This is a genomic window from Caballeronia sp. HLA56 (assembly GCF_054655155.1).
Window position 1 is genome coordinate 3,062,428 of the sequence record NZ_BAAHOB010000005.1, and the last position, 16,154, is coordinate 3,078,581.

The following is a 16,154-nucleotide window of genomic DNA, read 5'->3' on the forward strand; positions in this document are numbered from 1 at the left end:
GCGCCCGGAGCCGACGCCGACCTCACTCATCATCATCGTCATCATCGGCAGTGGCGCCCCCCACCCCCGGCTCTCCATACAACTTCACCAGATCCGCCTTGAACGAAGCCAGCGGCTTCCCCGTCTCATCGATGAGCTGATAAACCGACGCCAGTTGCTTCGGCCAGTCATGCAGTTGGGTCGCGAAAATCTTGAGCTTCGCCATCGTATCCAGCGCTTCGTCGCGCTGACCAGCAAGCGCCTGCAACACCGCATATCGCCGCAACACCGTCTCGCCCGGCAGTAACGCAATCGCCTTGCGATGCATCGCGAGCTTTTCTTCGAGGTTCTGCGCGTTGATCGGCACGAGCGTCGCCGCGCCGTATTCGCCCCACGCGGTGAAGAGGAACGAAGGATCGTCCCGATACTGCTCCGCCGGCCGCGATCCGTAGTAAAGCACCTCGGCCCGATGATAGTCGAGCATCACCGGATACAACGCCGCCAGCCCGCCCACCACGAGCACCACGTACACGCCGAACGACAACGGCTTCGCCACCAGCCGCAACGGCCGTGTCTCCAGCAAGCCGATCACGAGCATCGCCGGCATCAAAAAGAACATGTATTGCTGCGGATATTCAACCAACGCATGCATCAGCAGAACGCCAAGCAGCGAAAGCCCGAAAATGCGCGCGGGCGTCTGCGGCGCGCGCAGCACGCGAATCAGCCAGAAGACGAACCCCAGCACCAGAATGCCGAGGCCCAGCGCGCCCGTCTTCGCGAGCAAATCGATGAAGATGTCATGCGCATTGTTCGCGATCTCGACGCCGCCCAGCTCGCGCACCATGTCGAACTGATAGCGCGGAAACTCGCCCCAGCCGACGCCGAGGACGGGATGCGTATGGAACATCGTCCAGCCGTATTTCCACAACGCAAGGCGCGGCGCGATCTGATTGGCGTCTTGCATGCGCTCGGCGGCCGATTGCGCGAGGTCGAAGTGGAAGCGCACGTTGGCCCAGCGCACCGCCGCGTTCACCGCGAAGAACACGAGCGCGAGCACCACCGGCATGAGCCACGCGCGAAGATCGCGGCGGCCGGGTCCGTCGAAACCTTCCGCCACTGCCGGCCGCCCCTGCACGAACGCCATCCAGAATCCGGCGACGACGATCACCGCCATCTGCAACCAGGGTCCGCGCGAAACGGTCAGCGCATGTCCTAGCGAAAACACCGCCGTCAGCGCGAGCCACACGATAACGGGCAAACGCCGCGTCTGCACGAAGTACAGCGCGCCCGCCATCGCGAAGGCGATCACCGTTGCGAGGTGATTCGCCTGCGCCATGTTGCCGAACGGCCGCCGCTCAGCCATCACGTTATAAGCGACGACAAACGGCGTGAACTTCACCTCCAGATGCAGCAACTGCACGATCTGGCAAAAGACCGCGAACGAACCGCCCGCCATGAGCGCGGCCGCGCCGATGCGCAACGCCTTCTCCGACAAACCCGCGCGCACGAGCCCGTAGCCGGTATGCACCGCGATGAACGAGGCGAGCAGATACGCGCCGCCGAGCCAGTTCATCGAAGGCTGCGATACCGGCAGCAACACCGTCTGCGCGATGAGCAGCACGCCGAACGCAAGCGGCATGAGCGCAACGACCGGCGAGGCGAACGACACGCGCGGCTCCGACACGCGCACGAGCAGCGCGACCGTCGCCCCGAGCGCCAAGTAAAGCGCCAGCGCGCTGTATTCGGCGTAGAAGGTCGGAATCGGGTACGTGTGGTTGACGACGCCAAACGGCAAGGTCAACGCAAGGCACAGAACGGCAAAACAAAGGTAGCGCGCGTATTGAGAAGGCATGAGGGGCTGTGAACGTCGGCAACCGGCGCACTATACAAAACTTTGCTGCCCATGTCCGGTACACAGCCCGATTTGCGACGAAATCCCCGCGTTTCCAACAAAAAATCCCCGCACCTGACCGCTTCTTGCCGATGGCAGACGAGCGATGCCGACGCACCGCTCGTCTGCCCGTCGTCAGGGATGCACGTCAGCCACGGCATTCCGCCGGCGCGAGATTGGCGGGCAAGCTCGGTGCCTCCGCGGGCGACGGTCCCGCGCCCGGCGCCGGCAACGACGACGCCGCCTTGCCGCCCGCGAAGCATTCCCACGTCAAGGTGCCTGCCTGCACCGATCCACGCGCAAGCGACACGCGGGCCGTCGGAGTCTCGGCGTTGTCGGGCGTGGATGGCACGAGCACGAGCGTGTTCGATCCTGCTGGTGCGACGCGCGTCGAATAGGCAATCGTGATCTGGCCGTTGTCGCTGTCGATGTGGATCGAGTCGACGTTGCGTGTGCCCGGCGGCGAGGCATATCCGCTTGCGAGATCGGCCGCGCTCGCCGCGTTCTCGGCCACGGCAAGCCGCGCCGATGCCGCGAGCGACAAGCCCTCGCCCACCCGGCTGCGCGCCAGATAATCCTGATACGCGGGAATCGCATACGCGGCCACCACGCCGACGATCGCCAACACGATCATCAGTTCGATCAGGGTGAAACCTCGCGTCGCCGCGTCGCCGGCAGAGCGCAGCCAGCCGTGCATCGCGCGCCAGGCACGCGGCGAATTCGTGTTGCAGGTGATCGTTGTCATCGGTACTCCCAAAAGGACAAAAAGCGCCCGGATGCATGATGCAATCCAGACGCTTCGATCTTATTCAGGGAGCTTTAGCGGTGACAGTCGGCCGAATGGCTAACGTGGGGGCCTGGGGTGAGCGTCTTTCGGTAAAGGCCTTAGCGTGAGCGCGTTCCCGGTCAACGCGATTCGGCGGAGTGCGCCTCAATCACCCCACTGCATAGAACAACCTCACCCCGGCGCCCGTTTTCCACTGGCGAGCGCGCGCCGCTTGATCAGCACGCCCGCCGCGACCACGAAAATCGCGCCCACCGCTCTCGCGATATACCCGACGAGCTCCGTGTTCAGCTCGGGCCATCGATCGATGAAGGGATCGTCGATGATCAAGCCGCCCGCGATCCACCCGAGCAACGCCGCGCCAAAAAGCACGATGACCGGAAAGCGATCGAGCAGCTTCAACACCAGCGTGCTGCCCCACACGATGAGCGGAATGCTCACCACCAGCCCGAAGACGACGAGCGTGAAGCGATGCCGCGGGTCCGCCGCCTCCGCCGCGCCCGCAATGGCGATGACGTTGTCGAGGCTCATCACGGCGTCCGCGATGACGATGGTCTTGACCGCTGTCCAGAGCTTGTCCGACGCGTTGATCTCGTGCGCGTCGTGGTCAGGCTGTATTAGCTTCACGCCGATCCACAGCAGCAGGATGCCGCCGACGAACTTGAGGAACGGGATATCGAGCAGAAACACCGCGAACGCGATCAGCACGACGCGCAGCACGATGGCGCCGAGCGTGCCAAGCAAGATGCCACGCGTGCGCTGGCCGTCGGGCAAACCGCGACAGGCGAGCGCGATCACGACCGCGTTGTCGCCACCGAGCAGAATGTCGATGACAATGATCTGAAGCACCGCGCCCCAATGGAGCGTCGCAAAAAAATCGAGCATGTAGTAATAAAAAAAGCGAGGAAGCCAACGCTCCCTCGCTTTCTATTCGGCGGTTACGAAAGGATTCGGTAAGAGTACCAAACCCCAGGCCGTTCTGCCGATAAACCCGCTTAGATCACCGACTTCAACAGACGACCCATTTCCGACGGGTTCTTCGTGACCTTGATGCCGCACGCGTCCATGATTTCGAGCTTGGCATCGGCCGTGTCCGCGCCGCCCGAGATCAGCGCGCCTGCGTGACCCATGCGCTTGCCCGGAGGCGCCGTGACGCCCGCGATGAAGCCAACCACCGGCTTCTTCATGTTGTCCTTGATCCAGTAAGCGGCGTTCGCTTCGTCCGGACCGCCGATCTCGCCGATCATGATGACGGCGTCCGTTTCCGGATCGTCGTTGAACATCTTCATCACGTCGATGTGCTTGAGACCGTTGATCGGATCGCCGCCAATACCGACTGCCGACGACTGGCCAAGACCCAGCGCCGTCAACTGACCCACTGCTTCATACGTCAGCGTGCCCGAGCGCGATACCACGCCGATGCGACCCTTGCGGTGGATGTGACCCGGCATGATGCCGATCTTCAGTTCGTCCGGCGTGATCGTGCCGGGGCAGTTCGGTCCGAGCAGCAGCGTCTTGCGATTTTCGCGGCGCATGCGGTCCTTGATTTCCAGCATGTCGCGAACCGGAATGCCTTCCGTGATGCAGATGGCGAGATCGAGATCGGCCTCGACGGCTTCCCAGATCGCGGCGGCGGCGCCCGCGGGCGGAACGTAGATCACCGATACGGTTGCGCCCGTTTCGGCCTTCGCTTCCTTGACGCTCGCGTAGATGGGAATGCCTTCGAAATCTTCGCCGGCCTTCTTCGGGTTCACGCCCGCAACGTACGCTTCGCGGCCGTTCGCGTATTCGCGGCAGGCGCGCGTATGGAACTGACCGGTCTTGCCGGTGATGCCCTGCGTGATGACCTTCGTGTCTTTGTTGATCAGAATCGACATGTAGTGACCTCTGTTCGTTTGGCGTCGCGACGCTTTCTCATATGGAAAGCCCGCGCCGCCATTCGTGTCTGGTGGAACGCTCTTGTCAGACTAGGAAGCGGGCGCGCTTACTTGCCTTCGGCCGCCGCGACGACCTTCTGCGCGGCTTCTTCCATGCTGTCGGCGGAGATGATCGGCAGACCGGAGTCCGCGAGCATCTTCTTGCCGAGGTCTTCGTTCGTGCCCTTCATGCGCACGACGAGCGGCACCTTCAGGTCCACGGCCTTCGACGCGACCATCACGCCTTCCGCGATCACGTCGCAGCGCATGATGCCGCCGAAGATGTTGACGAGGATCGCCTTCAGGTTCGGATTTTTGAGCATCAGCTTGAAGGCTTCGGTTACCTTCTCGGTCGTGGCGCCGCCGCCGACGTCCAGGAAGTTGGCCGGCTCGCCGCCGAACAGCTTGATGGTGTCCATCGTGGCCATGGCCAGACCCGCGCCGTTCACGAGACAGCCGATGTTGCCGTCGAGCGAGATGTACGCGAGGTCAAACTTCGACGCTTCGACTTCAGCCGGATCTTCTTCGTCGAGATCGCGATACGCGACGATTTCCGGGTGACGGAAGAGCGCGTTCGCGTCGAAGTTGAATTTGGCGTCGAGCGCGATGACCTTGCCGTCGCCGGTCAGGATCAGCGGGTTGATTTCCGCGAGCGATGCATCCGTCTCGTAGAACGCCTTGTAGAGACCTTGCAGAATGGTGCGTGCTTGCGGCAACGATGCGTCTGGAATGCCGATCTTGCGCGCGAGGTCGTCCGCTTCGGCGTCCTTCAAACCCGTGGCGGGATCGACCGGCAGCTTGTGCAGCAACTCGGGCGTCTTTTCCGCGACTTCCTCGATGTCCATGCCGCCTTCGCTCGACGCCATCACGACGACCTTCTGCGATACGCGGTCGAGCACGAGGCCGACGTAAAGTTCCTTCTTGATGTCCGCGCCTTCTTCGATCAGAAGACGGTTCACCTTCTGGCCCTCGGAACCGGTCTGGTGCGTGACGAGCTGCATGCCGAGGATCTGGTTCGCGTATTCGCGGACCTGATCGATCGACTTCGCGACCTTCACGCCGCCGCCCTTACCACGGCCGCCAGCGTGAATCTGCGCCTTGACGACCCATACCGGGCCGCCCAGCTCTTCCGCGGCCTTGACCGCATCATCCACCGAGAACACGGGTTTGCCGCGCGGGACCGCGACGCCGAATTTCCGCAGGATTTCCTTACCCTGGTACTCGTGAATCTTCATGCGTGATTCCTTCAGTCTGAGAGTTGGAGTGAACTTCGATTTGCTGAACCGCTGATTTCATCGATTCTTGTTTGAATGCTGATCGCCGCGTGCGCGCTAGGTGTCGCGCGGCTTGGTGTCGTTTGTGCCTGCGCGCTCGAACCAGCGCGGATAGTACTCCTCGACCGCGGGGCCGTCGAAGCGCAATGCGTGACAGCGCCCGAGTTGAAACGGCGGTGTGTCCGATGCTGCCTTTGCGTCCTTCGAATCGAACGGATTACCCGATTCGGTATTCCAGACCTGACCCGCGAATCCCTGGATGGCGACAGTCGGCAGGACGGCGCACAACTCGGTGAGATGCGTGCAAGCAGTCGCGCCGCCAATACGCTGATTGACTTCGCGGCGAAAATTCTTGAGGAGATTGAGCCCGATGAGCGAGCGATAGGCAGGATTGGACTCGGCGCAGAGACCAGCATAAGGCGCCCACTCCGAGGACGCTTCTGCGTCGACGATAGTGAGTTCGCGGTCGATGGTGATGCGTAGCCAGAGTTCATGGATTGGCTGACCGTATGGCCGCACGCCCGTCACGAGTTGAAAGTCGCGCGTCTTCTCGTCGGTTAGAACGGCTTCGATGTCCCATAGGCCGTCATCTCGCTCGAACGCTTCAATCCGAATCGCGCGACGATGGCGCAATTGTCGGGAAACGGGCGGGGAAAGAGGCATGCTGGACCAAAGCCGGAACGGGAAAACCGTGGAATTTTAGCATATTGGGTATTTCAAGCCGGGGATGACTCAGGCACCAGAAACGTGCGCGGGGAAAGCTTGAAAGCCTGTGCTTATTAACGCTTCGGCGCGGTGCGGGATTTTCTTCCCGCCTCGGAGCTTGCATGCACGCGGTCGTTTGAAATCACTTCTTACTTTGGTGGACTAGAAGCTCAACACGCGGATGTGGAAACATGAGCCCGACCTGTTTGCATGCGCGCGAAACCTGAAATTACTCAGCGGTCGAAATCCGCCAGCACGATGAGGCAAGCGCGTGGAGCATGGAATAATTAACCTAACGCTTCGCGTGCGAATGGTTTTGAACCACGTCGTGATGGAATGCGGCTTCGCCATGAGTCCAGCACGTGAAAGCACGAAATAGATGCACATGGCGCTCGGGCAATCACATGGCGCTCGAATGCGCCCGCACTAAACTAGACGGCGTTCGCCATCAATCGTCGATGACTTCGTCGGTCCAGTCTTCGTCGCTTCCCTTCAACACCTTGCTGATCGTGCTCATGGAGAAGCCGCGCGCCGCGAGAAAGCGCGCTTGCTTCGCACGCTCCGCGGGCGTTTCCGGTACGACGCCGTACTTCCTCTCCCATACGGACTGCGCTCGCGCGGTTTCGGTCTGCGCGAGTTTGTCGGCGGTTTCACCGATGAGTGTCTCGCCCACTGCATGACGCTTCAATTCGTGGATGATCCGGCTGCCGCCCATGCGCGCCGCTCTTCGATGCACGACGCTTTCGACAAAGCGCTCGTTCGAGAGCCAGCCGTCACGTTCGAGGCTATCGAGCAGTGTTTCGAGCGAATCGGCTTCTTCGACGTAGGGACGCAACTTGCGCGATAACTCCGCGCGGCTATATTCCCGACGAGACAGGTAAGCAAGCGCGCGTCCTTTAAGCGAACGTTGCGGACGCTTGGAATCTTTGACTTCGGCAGCGGAAGTTTTGCGAGCGCGTTGACTTGAACGGCTGTAGACCGATTCGGATGCTGTGTTGACGCCTGCATCCGGCGTGCACTGCTCGAAGGGCTCGAAAGGATCGGCGTCTTCGAAGGCGTCGATTGCAGATGATTGGTTTGGATTGGCAATCCGGCTTGCCAAGGGTGACGCGTTCTGCGCACGGTTGGTCGCCAGAGTCGGCCTTTCCACTGCCGGCTTGGAGGTTGCGTTTCTCGACGGTGCGTTGCCCTCACGAATGGACGCTGCCTGCATCAGCAACGCGCGGGCTTGCTCCAGACGCGCCCGGCGATCTTCGGACGACGGTGTCTCACTTTCCCGGACAGCAGCAGCATCAACATCGGCCGCCCTTGCGTCCAACTCAGCAGCATCACGCGCATTCACCGGCAACTCTCGCCGCCAGCCACCACGCAACGCCTTCGTCGAATCGCGCGACTGAGTGTCACGCGACTGAGGATCACTCGCGCCGTTCGGATCATCAGAACCAGCAGACCGCCCGAACCTTCCGTCCGTTCTGCCAGCCTTCGATCCGAACCGGCGTTTCAACATCGTCAGTGACCAAGTGAGTATCTAAAGGACGAGACGACGACTACGTGACGATAAAGCGACAACTCACTCGTCCGCCACCGTGGCGCCCGGCGCCACGGCGTCAGCCATTGCCGCCACGCCGAGCGACTCGCGGATCTTGTTCTCGATCTCGCGGGCGATGTCCGGGTTCTCGCGCAGGAATTCGCGCGCGTTGTCCTTGCCCTGACCAATACGCTCGCCGTTATAGCTGTACCAGGCGCCCGCCTTGTCTACCAGCTTGGCCTGCACGCCCAGGTCGATGATCTCGCCCTGACGCGAAATGCCTTCGCCATAAAGGATGTCGAAAATGGCTTCGCGGAACGGCGGCGAGACCTTGTTCTTCACGACCTTCACGCGCGTTTCGTTGCCGATGACTTCGTCGTTCTTCTTGATGGAACCAATACGGCGAATGTCCAGGCGCACCGACGAATAGAACTTCAGCGCGTTGCCGCCCGTGGTGGTTTCCGGGTTGCCGAACATCACGCCGATCTTCATGCGGATCTGGTTGATGAAGATGACGAGGCAGTTCGTACGCTTGATGGTGCCAGTTAGCTTGCGCAGCGCTTGCGACATCAGGCGCGCTTGCAAACCAGGCAGCGAGTCGCCCATTTCGCCTTCGATTTCCGCCTTCGGCACGAGCGCCGCGACGGAGTCGATGACGATCATGTCGATGGAGCCGGAGCGCACCAGCGCATCTGCGATTTCCAGTGCCTGCTCGCCCGTGTCCGGTTGCGAGATCAGCAGTTCCTGCGCATTCACGCCGAGCTTCTGCGCGTATTGCACGTCGAGCGCGTGTTCTGCGTCGATAAACGCCGCCGTGCCGCCGACCTTTTGCATCTCGGCGATCACCTGCAGCGTGAGCGTGGTTTTGCCCGACGACTCAGGCCCGTAGATTTCCACGACACGGCCGCGCGGCAAGCCGCCGACGCCAAGCGCGATATCCAGACCGAGCGACCCTGTCGAGACCACCTGAATGTCTTCCACCACCTCGCCTGCGCCGAGCCGCATGATCGACCCTTTGCCGAATTGCTTTTCGATCTGCGCGAGCGCGGCGGCCAATGCCTTGCCCTTCTCCGCAGTCATGCCAGCCGGGCCTTTCTTGCTTTCTTCCATGAATCGTCCTTTGCTATGATGAACGGCGTCTGAGGCGGGTGCCGGCAAGCTCGAAACGAACTCGAGCCCGTCTGTAGCACTCCCGCAGACACTGTATAAAAAAACAGTAGTTTTTGCAAGCCCGATCGCGCGACGCAGTCTTTTTTCCACGCCGCGCGCACCGCGCAAAAACCGCAAAACACCTGGAGACCGCCGCGCCGGGCGAAATGCGGTGTCGGCAATGACTGCGCTTTGCCGCGCACGAAGGCGCACAACACGATGCGAATCCTCATTGCCGAAGACGACAGCATACTCGCGGACGGTCTCATTCGATCACTCCGCCAATCGGGATACGCCGTCGACCATGTGAAGCATGGCGTCGAGGCAGATACCGCCCTTTCGCTGCAAACTTTCGACCTCCTGATTCTCGATCTCGGCCTGCCGCTCATGCCCGGTCTGGAGGTGCTGCGCCGCCTGCGCGCACGCAATTCGCAGATGCCGGTTTTGATCCTGACGGCGGCCGACAGTGTCGACGAACGCGTGAAGGGACTCGACCTCGGCGCCGATGACTATATGGCCAAGCCCTTCGCGCTCAACGAGCTCGAAGCGCGCGTTCGAGCGTTGACGCGACGCGGCGCGGGTGGCGGTCCGACTGTCGTGAAGCATGGTTCGCTGGCGTTCGACCAGGTCGGACGCGTCGCGCATATCGGCGAGCAAGTCGTAGACCTGTCCGCGCGCGAACTCGGCGTGCTCGAAGTGCTGCTCCAGCGCATCGGGCGGCTCGTGTCGAAGGAACAGCTCGTGAATCATCTATGCGAGTGGGGTGAAGAAGTAAGCAACAACGCAATCGAGGTGTACGTGCACCGCTTGCGCAAAAAAATCGAAGCGAGCGGCGCGCGCATCATCACGGTGCGCGGGCTCGGCTACACGCTGGAAAAAGCCGGCGCCATTGTCGACAACGGCGCCGTTGCCCAACCCGCGGCGAGCGATTCCCTGCCCGCCAGCCCTCAATACAAGTAGCCGCGCATGGCGTCGCCCGTTTCCACCGAACCAAGCGAAGCCCGGCACGGACACGACCACGCCGCCACCGAAAGCGACACCGACGCCAAGCGCGACGCGCGCTACGCCAACCCGTTCGCGCCTCCCGACGAACTCGAACCCGACAACGAAACGCATCCGCGCTCGCTCTTCGGCGAGATTCTCGACTGGATGCTTGCGCCGCTTCTGCTGCTCTGGCCGATGAGCATCGCGGTGACGTATCTGGTCGCGAAGTCGATTGCCAACGGTCCGTTCGACCGCGCGCTCGAAGCCGACGTCTACATGCTCGCGCGCCAAATCCAGCCGGTGAACGGCGTCGCCGAACTGCGTCTACCCGATGTCACGCGCGATTTCCTGCGCGCCGACAACGTCGACAGCGTGTTCTTTCAAGTGCTCGGCACGCGCGGCGAACTGGTCGGCGGCGACCGTGACATGCCCTTGCCGCATGACGACGATCGTCCGCAGCCGGGCATCGTCGAATTTCGCGACGACGCCCTGCGCGGCAACGACATTCGCGTCGCCTATACGACGGTCGATGTGCCCGGTCTCGCGCCGGGACGCGATCCCGCCGAGACGCAGCCGGTGCTCGTGCAGGTCGCCGAGACGCTGGACAAACGCAGCCAGCTCGCCAACGACATCATCAAAGGCGTGATCCTGCCGCAGTTCGTGATCCTGCCGCTCGCCATCGTGCTCGTGTGGTTCGGCCTCTCGCGCGGGCTCGCGCCGCTGCACGCGCTGCAGTCGAACATTCGCGCGCGGCGTCCGGACGACCTCTCGCCGCTCGAAGCGGCCCGCGCGCCGCCCGAGATCGCGCCGCTCGTGGCGTCGTTCAACGATTTGCTCGTGCGGCTCGAACAGAACATGGAGTTTCAGAAGCGCTTTATCGCCGATGCCGCGCATCAGATGAAAACGCCGCTCGCCGGCCTGCGCATGCAGGCGGAGTTTGCGTTGCGCCAAGAGGTATCGACGGAAGTGCAGCGCTCGCTCGAACAGATCGCCACGAGTTCCGAGCACGCGGCGCGGCTCGTCACGCAATTGCTCGCGTTGGCGCGCGCGGAAAATCGCGCGACGGGGCAGATTTTCTCGCACGTCGAACTGACCGATCTCGCGCGGCTCGCCGTGCGCGACTGGGTGCAGGCGGCGCTCGCGAAGGGTATCGATATCGGTTACGAGGAGCCCGCGTATCCCGTCGAAGTCGAGGGCAACGCGGTGATGCTGCGTGAATTGCTGTCGAATCTGATCGATAACGCCATCCGCTACACGCCTCCGAACGGACGCGTGACCGTGCGCGTGCGGACCGGCGAGCACGATCTCGATCACGTTCATCTCGAAGTGGAAGACACCGGACTTGGCATTCCGAGCGCCGAACGCGAGCGCGTGCTCGAGCGTTTCTATCGCATTCTCGGACGCGAGGGCGACGGCAGCGGCCTCGGTCTCGCCATCGTCAAGGAGATCACGGCGATGCACGGCGGCACGCTCGTCATCGAAGATCATGTGTATCAGGAAGCGCCGCGACTGGCTGGAACGCTGGTTCGCGTGAGCTTACAGCGGGTTTTTCCTATGCGGGACAAACCCTGAGCCCGCCCAGCGCCCAACACCTCGACAAACAACATAAAACGCGCATTGACGCAAGAATGAGCGAGATAAAAAGAAAATAGCAGATGGTTAGCCGAAGATGTACTTTATGCGCCGATTCGACACGCATCCGGGCGAGTCAGAACGCCGTAAGTTTTCGTTCCAATAATCGTTGCACCGGAGCGCCTCGGGCGTTTCCGACACGTACGCGAATTCAAATCAGGAGACGATTCATGGCTACGGTTGAGGGGCGCATTTCCCACGCACCGATGACGAGCGAGGAAAGGAAGGTCATCTTCGCTTCGTCGCTCGGCACGGTGTTCGAGTGGTACGACTTTTATCTGGCGGGCTCGCTTGCCATCTACATCAGCAAGACGTTCTTCTCGGGCGTCAATCCGACCGCTGGCTTCATCTTCACACTGCTCGGCTTCGCGGCGGGTTTCGCGGTGCGTCCGTTCGGCGCGATCGTGTTCGGGCGGCTCGGCGATATGGTCGGGCGCAAATACACGTTTCTCGTGACCATCGTCATCATGGGTTTGTCGACGTTTCTGATCGGCTTCCTGCCCGGCTACGCGACCATAGGCATTGCGGCGCCGGTCATCTTCATCGCGATGCGCTTGCTGCAGGGCCTCGCGCTCGGCGGCGAGTACGGCGGCGCGGCGACCTACGTCGCGGAGCACGCACCGGCCAACAAGCGCGGCGCATGGACCGCGTGGATCCAGACCACGGCGACGCTTGGCCTTTTCATTTCGCTGATCGTGATTTTGGCGGTACGCACGATGGTTGGCGAAGAACAGTTCGGTGCCTGGGGCTGGCGCATTCCGTTCCTCGTGTCGATCCTGCTGCTCGCGGTGTCGGTGTGGATTCGCATGAAGCTGCATGAATCGCCGGTGTTCGAGCGCATCAAGTCCGAAGGCAAGACTTCGAAGGCGCCGCTGACCGAAGCGTTCGGCGAATGGAAGAACCTGAAGATCGTGTTGCTGGCGCTGTTCGGTTTGACGGCGGGTCAGGCGGTCGTGTGGTACACGGGGCAGTTCTACTCGCTCTTCTTCCTCACGCAAACCCTCAAGGTCGATGGCACCAGCGCGAATATCATGGTCGCGGTGGCGCTTTTGATCGGCACGCCGTTCTTCGTGTTCTTCGGGTCGCTTTCGGACCGGATCGGCCGCAAGCCGATCATCATGGCGGGCTGCCTGATCGCCGCGTTGAGCTTCTTCCCGCTCTTCAAGGCGCTCGCGCACTACACCAACCCGACGCTCGAAGCCGCCACGCAGAAGTCGCCGATTGTCGTAATCTCCAATCCGGACGAGTGCTCGTTCCAGTTCAATCCGGTGGGCACGTCGAAGTTCACGTCGTCGTGCGATATCGCGAAGAGCGCGCTGTCCAAAGCCGGTCTCAACTACGAGAACGTCGCGGCACCGGCGGGCACGCTCGCGCAGATCAAGGTGGGCGAAACGGTGGTGAACACCTACGACGGCAAGGCGGCCGACGCGAAGGCGCAAGGCGCGGCCTTCGACAAGACGCTCGCCGGCACGTTGAAGAGCGCGGGCTATCCGGCGAAGGCCGATCCGGCGCTCATCAACTGGCCAATGGCGATCGTCGTTTTGACCATCCTCGTGATCTTCGTGACGATGGTCTACGGCCCGATCGCGGCAATGCTGGTTGAGATGTTCCCGGCGCGAATTCGCTACACGTCGATGTCGTTGCCGTATCACATCGGCAATGGCTGGTTCGGTGGATTTCTTCCTGCGACGGCTTTCGCTATCGTCGCCGCGAGAGGCGATATCTATTCGGGCTTGTGGTATCCGATTGTGATTGCGCTGGCGACGTTCGTGATCGGCATGTTGTTCGTCAAGGACACGCGCAAGACGAATGTCTATGACGAAGATTGATGACGATGGCGCTTTCCTGGCGCTTTCCTGCCGCTTGAATAAAACGAGCGGCGGGGGTTGACAGCGGTTTCACCTATCGCCATAATCTCGCTTCTTTCGGCGAATTAGCTCAGTCGGTTAGAGCGACGGAATCATAATCCGCAGGTCCGGGGTTCGAATCCCTGATTCGCCACCAGCATCAAAAGAAGCCGCTGTTCCGCAAGGATCAGCGGCTTCTTGCTTTCGGCGCGCTTCCCGGCATGCCAGCGTTTTTTTGTCTTCATGCATGACCGGCGCCTTTCCGCATCTCGTTGGTCACGCGCTCGTCGCCATGACTCAACACGCGTGACTTGCGCGCCAAAGTGACGCGACGCTTCTCAAACGCCTCCTCGTTCGAATTAAGCGGAGATGTTTGCTTACAAATGTCACACCGGACGCGTCCACCGGGCAGCAAACGCGGCGTTATAGCAGGCAGGCATCAATGCCTTGCAAGCACTCAACGGAGACGCTGCCATGAACGCCGTACCCCAGTTCGATCAAAAGCCCTCGCGTATTCATCCGCTCATGGCGGCGGCGGCCGTCTCGGTGATCCTCGCTTGCGGCACGGGCGTGGCCGCGATGACCGGCCTTCTGCCGTCATCGAAAGCCACCGCGACGGCCGTGACGGCTTCGCCGCTGGTAGACGCGCAAGTCGCCAAGGCGTCGCCCGCAAGCGCGCCGGCTTTGACTGGAAGCGACGCGGATCGATTGCCGCGTGCGGTTCGCGGGCATCACTTGAAACCGGCGTCGACGACGGCACATAGCGTGGCGGCCGCGGCGCCCGCAGCGGTCGAAGCCCAACCGGCGTACGATCCGTATGCCGGCCAGGTCATGGCGGTGAACGCGGTGCAGACCGCGCAACCCACCACGGGTCTCGGTGCAATAGGCGGCGCGGTCGTGGGCGGTTTGGCGGGGACGCAGATCGGTAACGGTCGCGGACGCACGGCGGCGACGATCATCGGCGCACTTGGCGGCGGGCTCGCGGGCAATCAGATCGAACATGTCGTCCACAAGACGACGACGTATCAGGTGCAAGTCCGCATGAACGATGGCAGCGTGCGCAGCTTCAATTACGACAGCGCGCCCGGCGTCGCGGTCGGCGAGCGAGTGCGCGTGGCGGGTGAATCGCTGAGCCCGGCTTGAGAACGGCGCGCCTTTGCATAGCCTGACGCGTCTTAAGACAACACTAATTATCGAGTGCGATGATGTTTCCATGCTCATTGCACGAAGCGTCCCGGCCCGCCGGTTCGGGTGCGCGAGCAAGAACCTGTTCCGGAGAATTCCGTGAAGAAAAAATCGACGAATATGAAGTCCGGCCGTCCTGCCATGTCGCCGCTGTTGCGCGCGCTGACCTATAGCCGCGCCGCCCGCGAACCGATGACCAACGCCATGCTGCTTCAAGCCTATGCCGCACTCGACGCCCTCCGGCGCGGACACGGCTCGAAGCCGCTTTTCATGGCGCTGTGCCGGCATCTGCTGATCGCGGAAGAACTCGGCCAGCTCGGTCACGTGACGGATCACGCCGACGACATCACCGCAGCCTACGAAGCGCTCGTCGAACTGGACGAGCGGCACACCGGCACGGGCGAGTGGACGCTCGACGACGCGGCGTACGCCAACCTGTGCGATGCACTCGCCATCTATGCCGACCAGCTCGAAGACGCGACGCTCGAACACATCGCGCAAGCCGAAGCACGCATGGTCACGCAATCGCTCGTCGCGGCGAACTTGCGTCACGAGGCCAAACACGAAGAACTGGCTTAGTCGAAAAGCCGATGGGACGGTTAAGGGTTTATCCGCCACGTATCTTGCTTGCGTGTGTTCGAGAACGAACACTCATACAAAACCGTTGCCTCGATACTGTGTCTGCGCACGGGGGAAGTCGATTCAAGCGCAAACGGACCACAAAAAAGATGGGCGGCATTCGACCGAGTTGTGGGTAAAGGCACAGGCGCGCCAGGCAGGTAACAATAAAGAGCGCACGGTTTTGCCAACAGCCCGGCGAGTAGCAGGCGAACCACGCCATCGCTCCGACAAAGAAGCTCAAAAGCCGGCACTCGCCGGCTTTTCTTTTTTGCGCGACTCAGCGGTACTTCGAAAACACCGTCCGGCCGCACTCCGCACACCATGAACGCTGCGCGGATTCGATATCCGCATCCCAGACGTGTCCCCACGCGCATCGCCAGGAAGGCGGCGCCTTGATGTCGGCACGGCCCGGCGATAACAGCGCACCGCCGCGCATCTGCGCGATGCCATGCAAGCGCTGCATCTCTACCTCGCGCCGGTGCGACGCGCAGTTCATGCAACGAATGTTCTGAGCCGCATCTACCGCGTCGTCCCAGTGATGACCACGATCGCAAGCCCAGAGCGTGAGCGTCGCATCGTTCGCGTCTTGCAGATAACGGTCGCGATAGCGCGCGGCGTCATTCATCAAGGCGTTTCGTCTCTTGTCGTTATTCTGATTG

Annotated in this window: 14 protein-coding genes and 1 tRNA gene; 6 read left to right on the top strand and 9 right to left on the bottom strand. The window is 61.9% G+C overall.

Annotated elements, in window-relative coordinates; translation table 11 throughout:
- Positions 1 to 22 precede the first annotated feature (22 nt).
- From ACYQ47_RS33785 to recA, 8 genes are all read right to left on the bottom strand, one after another.
- Entirely contained in the window at positions 23 to 1,831 is a 1,809-nt protein-coding gene (locus ACYQ47_RS33785) for a PglL family O-oligosaccharyltransferase (RefSeq protein ID WP_459909129.1), read from the bottom strand.
- A 187-nt stretch (positions 1,832 to 2,018) separates the two neighbouring features.
- On the bottom strand, positions 2,019 to 2,567 hold the full coding sequence (locus tag ACYQ47_RS33790; RefSeq protein ID WP_244827965.1) for a pilin: 549 nt from the start codon (positions 2,565 to 2,567) through the stop codon (positions 2,019 to 2,021).
- 261 nt (positions 2,568 to 2,828) lie between these two features.
- Entirely contained in the window at positions 2,829 to 3,539 is a 711-nt protein-coding gene (locus tag ACYQ47_RS33795) for a TerC family protein (RefSeq protein WP_459909131.1), read from the bottom strand.
- 110 nt (positions 3,540 to 3,649) lie between these two features.
- Positions 3,650 to 4,531 carry a succinate--CoA ligase subunit alpha gene (sucD, locus tag ACYQ47_RS33800; protein ID WP_159835338.1) on the bottom strand — a complete coding sequence of 294 codons (882 nt, stop codon included), beginning with the start codon at positions 4,529 to 4,531 and terminating at the stop codon, positions 3,650 to 3,652.
- A gap of 107 nt (positions 4,532 to 4,638) precedes the next feature.
- Positions 4,639 to 5,805 carry an ADP-forming succinate--CoA ligase subunit beta gene (gene sucC / locus ACYQ47_RS33805; protein ID WP_244827136.1) on the bottom strand — a complete coding sequence of 389 codons (1,167 nt, stop codon included), beginning with the start codon at positions 5,803 to 5,805 and terminating at the stop codon, positions 4,639 to 4,641.
- Positions 5,806 to 5,901: 96 nt separating this feature from the next.
- A complete protein-coding gene (locus ACYQ47_RS33810) occupies positions 5,902 to 6,507 on the bottom strand; it encodes a DUF2889 domain-containing protein (RefSeq protein ID WP_459909133.1) in 606 nt (201 codons plus the stop codon).
- 490 nt (positions 6,508 to 6,997) lie between these two features.
- A complete protein-coding gene (gene recX, locus ACYQ47_RS33815) occupies positions 6,998 to 7,762 on the bottom strand; it encodes a recombination regulator RecX (protein WP_409014919.1) in 765 nt (254 codons plus the stop codon).
- A 357-nt stretch (positions 7,763 to 8,119) separates the two neighbouring features.
- Complete coding sequence (recA, locus tag ACYQ47_RS33820; RefSeq protein WP_284502972.1) at positions 8,120 to 9,187, bottom strand: recombinase RecA; 1,068 nt, start codon at positions 9,185 to 9,187, stop codon at positions 8,120 to 8,122.
- A 258-nt stretch (positions 9,188 to 9,445) separates the two neighbouring features.
- Here recA and ACYQ47_RS33825 point away from each other — a divergent pair, with 258 nt between their 5' ends.
- From ACYQ47_RS33825 to ACYQ47_RS33850, 6 genes are all read left to right on the top strand, one after another.
- On the top strand, positions 9,446 to 10,186 hold the full coding sequence (locus ACYQ47_RS33825) for a response regulator (RefSeq protein ID WP_459909136.1): 741 nt from the start codon (positions 9,446 to 9,448) through the stop codon (positions 10,184 to 10,186).
- Between the two features lie 6 nt (positions 10,187 to 10,192).
- Positions 10,193 to 11,782, top strand: a complete 1,590-nt coding sequence (locus ACYQ47_RS33830; protein WP_250463298.1) for a sensor histidine kinase — start codon at positions 10,193 to 10,195, stop codon at positions 11,780 to 11,782.
- Between the two features lie 230 nt (positions 11,783 to 12,012).
- A complete protein-coding gene (locus tag ACYQ47_RS33835) occupies positions 12,013 to 13,671 on the top strand; it encodes an MFS transporter (protein ID WP_244827131.1) in 1,659 nt (552 codons plus the stop codon).
- A gap of 98 nt (positions 13,672 to 13,769) precedes the next feature.
- Positions 13,770 to 13,846, top strand: a tRNA-Met gene (locus tag ACYQ47_RS33840).
- A gap of 317 nt (positions 13,847 to 14,163) precedes the next feature.
- Positions 14,164 to 14,832 (top strand): glycine zipper 2TM domain-containing protein, encoded by a 669-nt coding sequence (locus tag ACYQ47_RS33845; RefSeq protein WP_250525419.1) that lies wholly within the window; start codon positions 14,164 to 14,166, stop codon positions 14,830 to 14,832.
- Positions 14,833 to 14,973: 141 nt separating this feature from the next.
- The gene (locus ACYQ47_RS33850) at positions 14,974 to 15,453 is read left to right on the top strand and encodes a hypothetical protein (protein ID WP_459909138.1); all 480 of its coding nucleotides are present in this window, start codon (positions 14,974 to 14,976) and stop codon (positions 15,451 to 15,453) included.
- Between the two features lie 319 nt (positions 15,454 to 15,772).
- Here ACYQ47_RS33850 and ACYQ47_RS33855 read toward each other — a convergent pair whose 3' ends face one another.
- Positions 15,773 to 16,120 carry a hypothetical protein gene (locus tag ACYQ47_RS33855; RefSeq protein ID WP_244827090.1) on the bottom strand — a complete coding sequence of 116 codons (348 nt, stop codon included), beginning with the start codon at positions 16,118 to 16,120 and terminating at the stop codon, positions 15,773 to 15,775.
- Positions 16,121 to 16,154: the final 34 nt, after the last annotated feature.

Coding starts and splice junctions, on each gene's coding strand:
- ACYQ47_RS33785 (WP_459909129.1), bottom strand. CDS start 1,831: ATGCCTTCTCAATACGCGCGCTACCTTTGTTTTGCCGTTCTGTGCCTT.
- ACYQ47_RS33790 (WP_244827965.1), bottom strand. CDS start 2,567: ATGCACGGCTGGCTGCGCTCTGCCGGCGACGCGGCGACGCGAGGTTTC.
- ACYQ47_RS33795 (WP_459909131.1), bottom strand. CDS start 3,539: ATGCTCGATTTTTTTGCGACGCTCCATTGGGGCGCGGTGCTTCAGATC.
- sucD (WP_159835338.1), bottom strand. CDS start 4,531: ATGTCGATTCTGATCAACAAAGACACGAAGGTCATCACGCAGGGCATC.
- sucC (WP_244827136.1), bottom strand. CDS start 5,805: ATGAAGATTCACGAGTACCAGGGTAAGGAAATCCTGCGGAAATTCGGC.
- ACYQ47_RS33810 (WP_459909133.1), bottom strand. CDS start 6,507: ATGCCTCTTTCCCCGCCCGTTTCCCGACAATTGCGCCATCGTCGCGCG.
- recX (WP_409014919.1), bottom strand. CDS start 7,762: ATGCAGGCAGCGTCCATTCGTGAGGGCAACGCACCGTCGAGAAACGCA.
- recA (WP_284502972.1), bottom strand. CDS start 9,187: ATGGAAGAAAGCAAGAAAGGCCCGGCTGGCATGACTGCGGAGAAGGGC.
- ACYQ47_RS33825 (WP_459909136.1), top strand. CDS start 9,446: ATGCGAATCCTCATTGCCGAAGACGACAGCATACTCGCGGACGGTCTC.
- ACYQ47_RS33830 (WP_250463298.1), top strand. CDS start 10,193: ATGGCGTCGCCCGTTTCCACCGAACCAAGCGAAGCCCGGCACGGACAC.
- ACYQ47_RS33835 (WP_244827131.1), top strand. CDS start 12,013: ATGGCTACGGTTGAGGGGCGCATTTCCCACGCACCGATGACGAGCGAG.
- ACYQ47_RS33845 (WP_250525419.1), top strand. CDS start 14,164: ATGAACGCCGTACCCCAGTTCGATCAAAAGCCCTCGCGTATTCATCCG.
- ACYQ47_RS33855 (WP_244827090.1), bottom strand. CDS start 16,120: ATGAATGACGCCGCGCGCTATCGCGACCGTTATCTGCAAGACGCGAAC.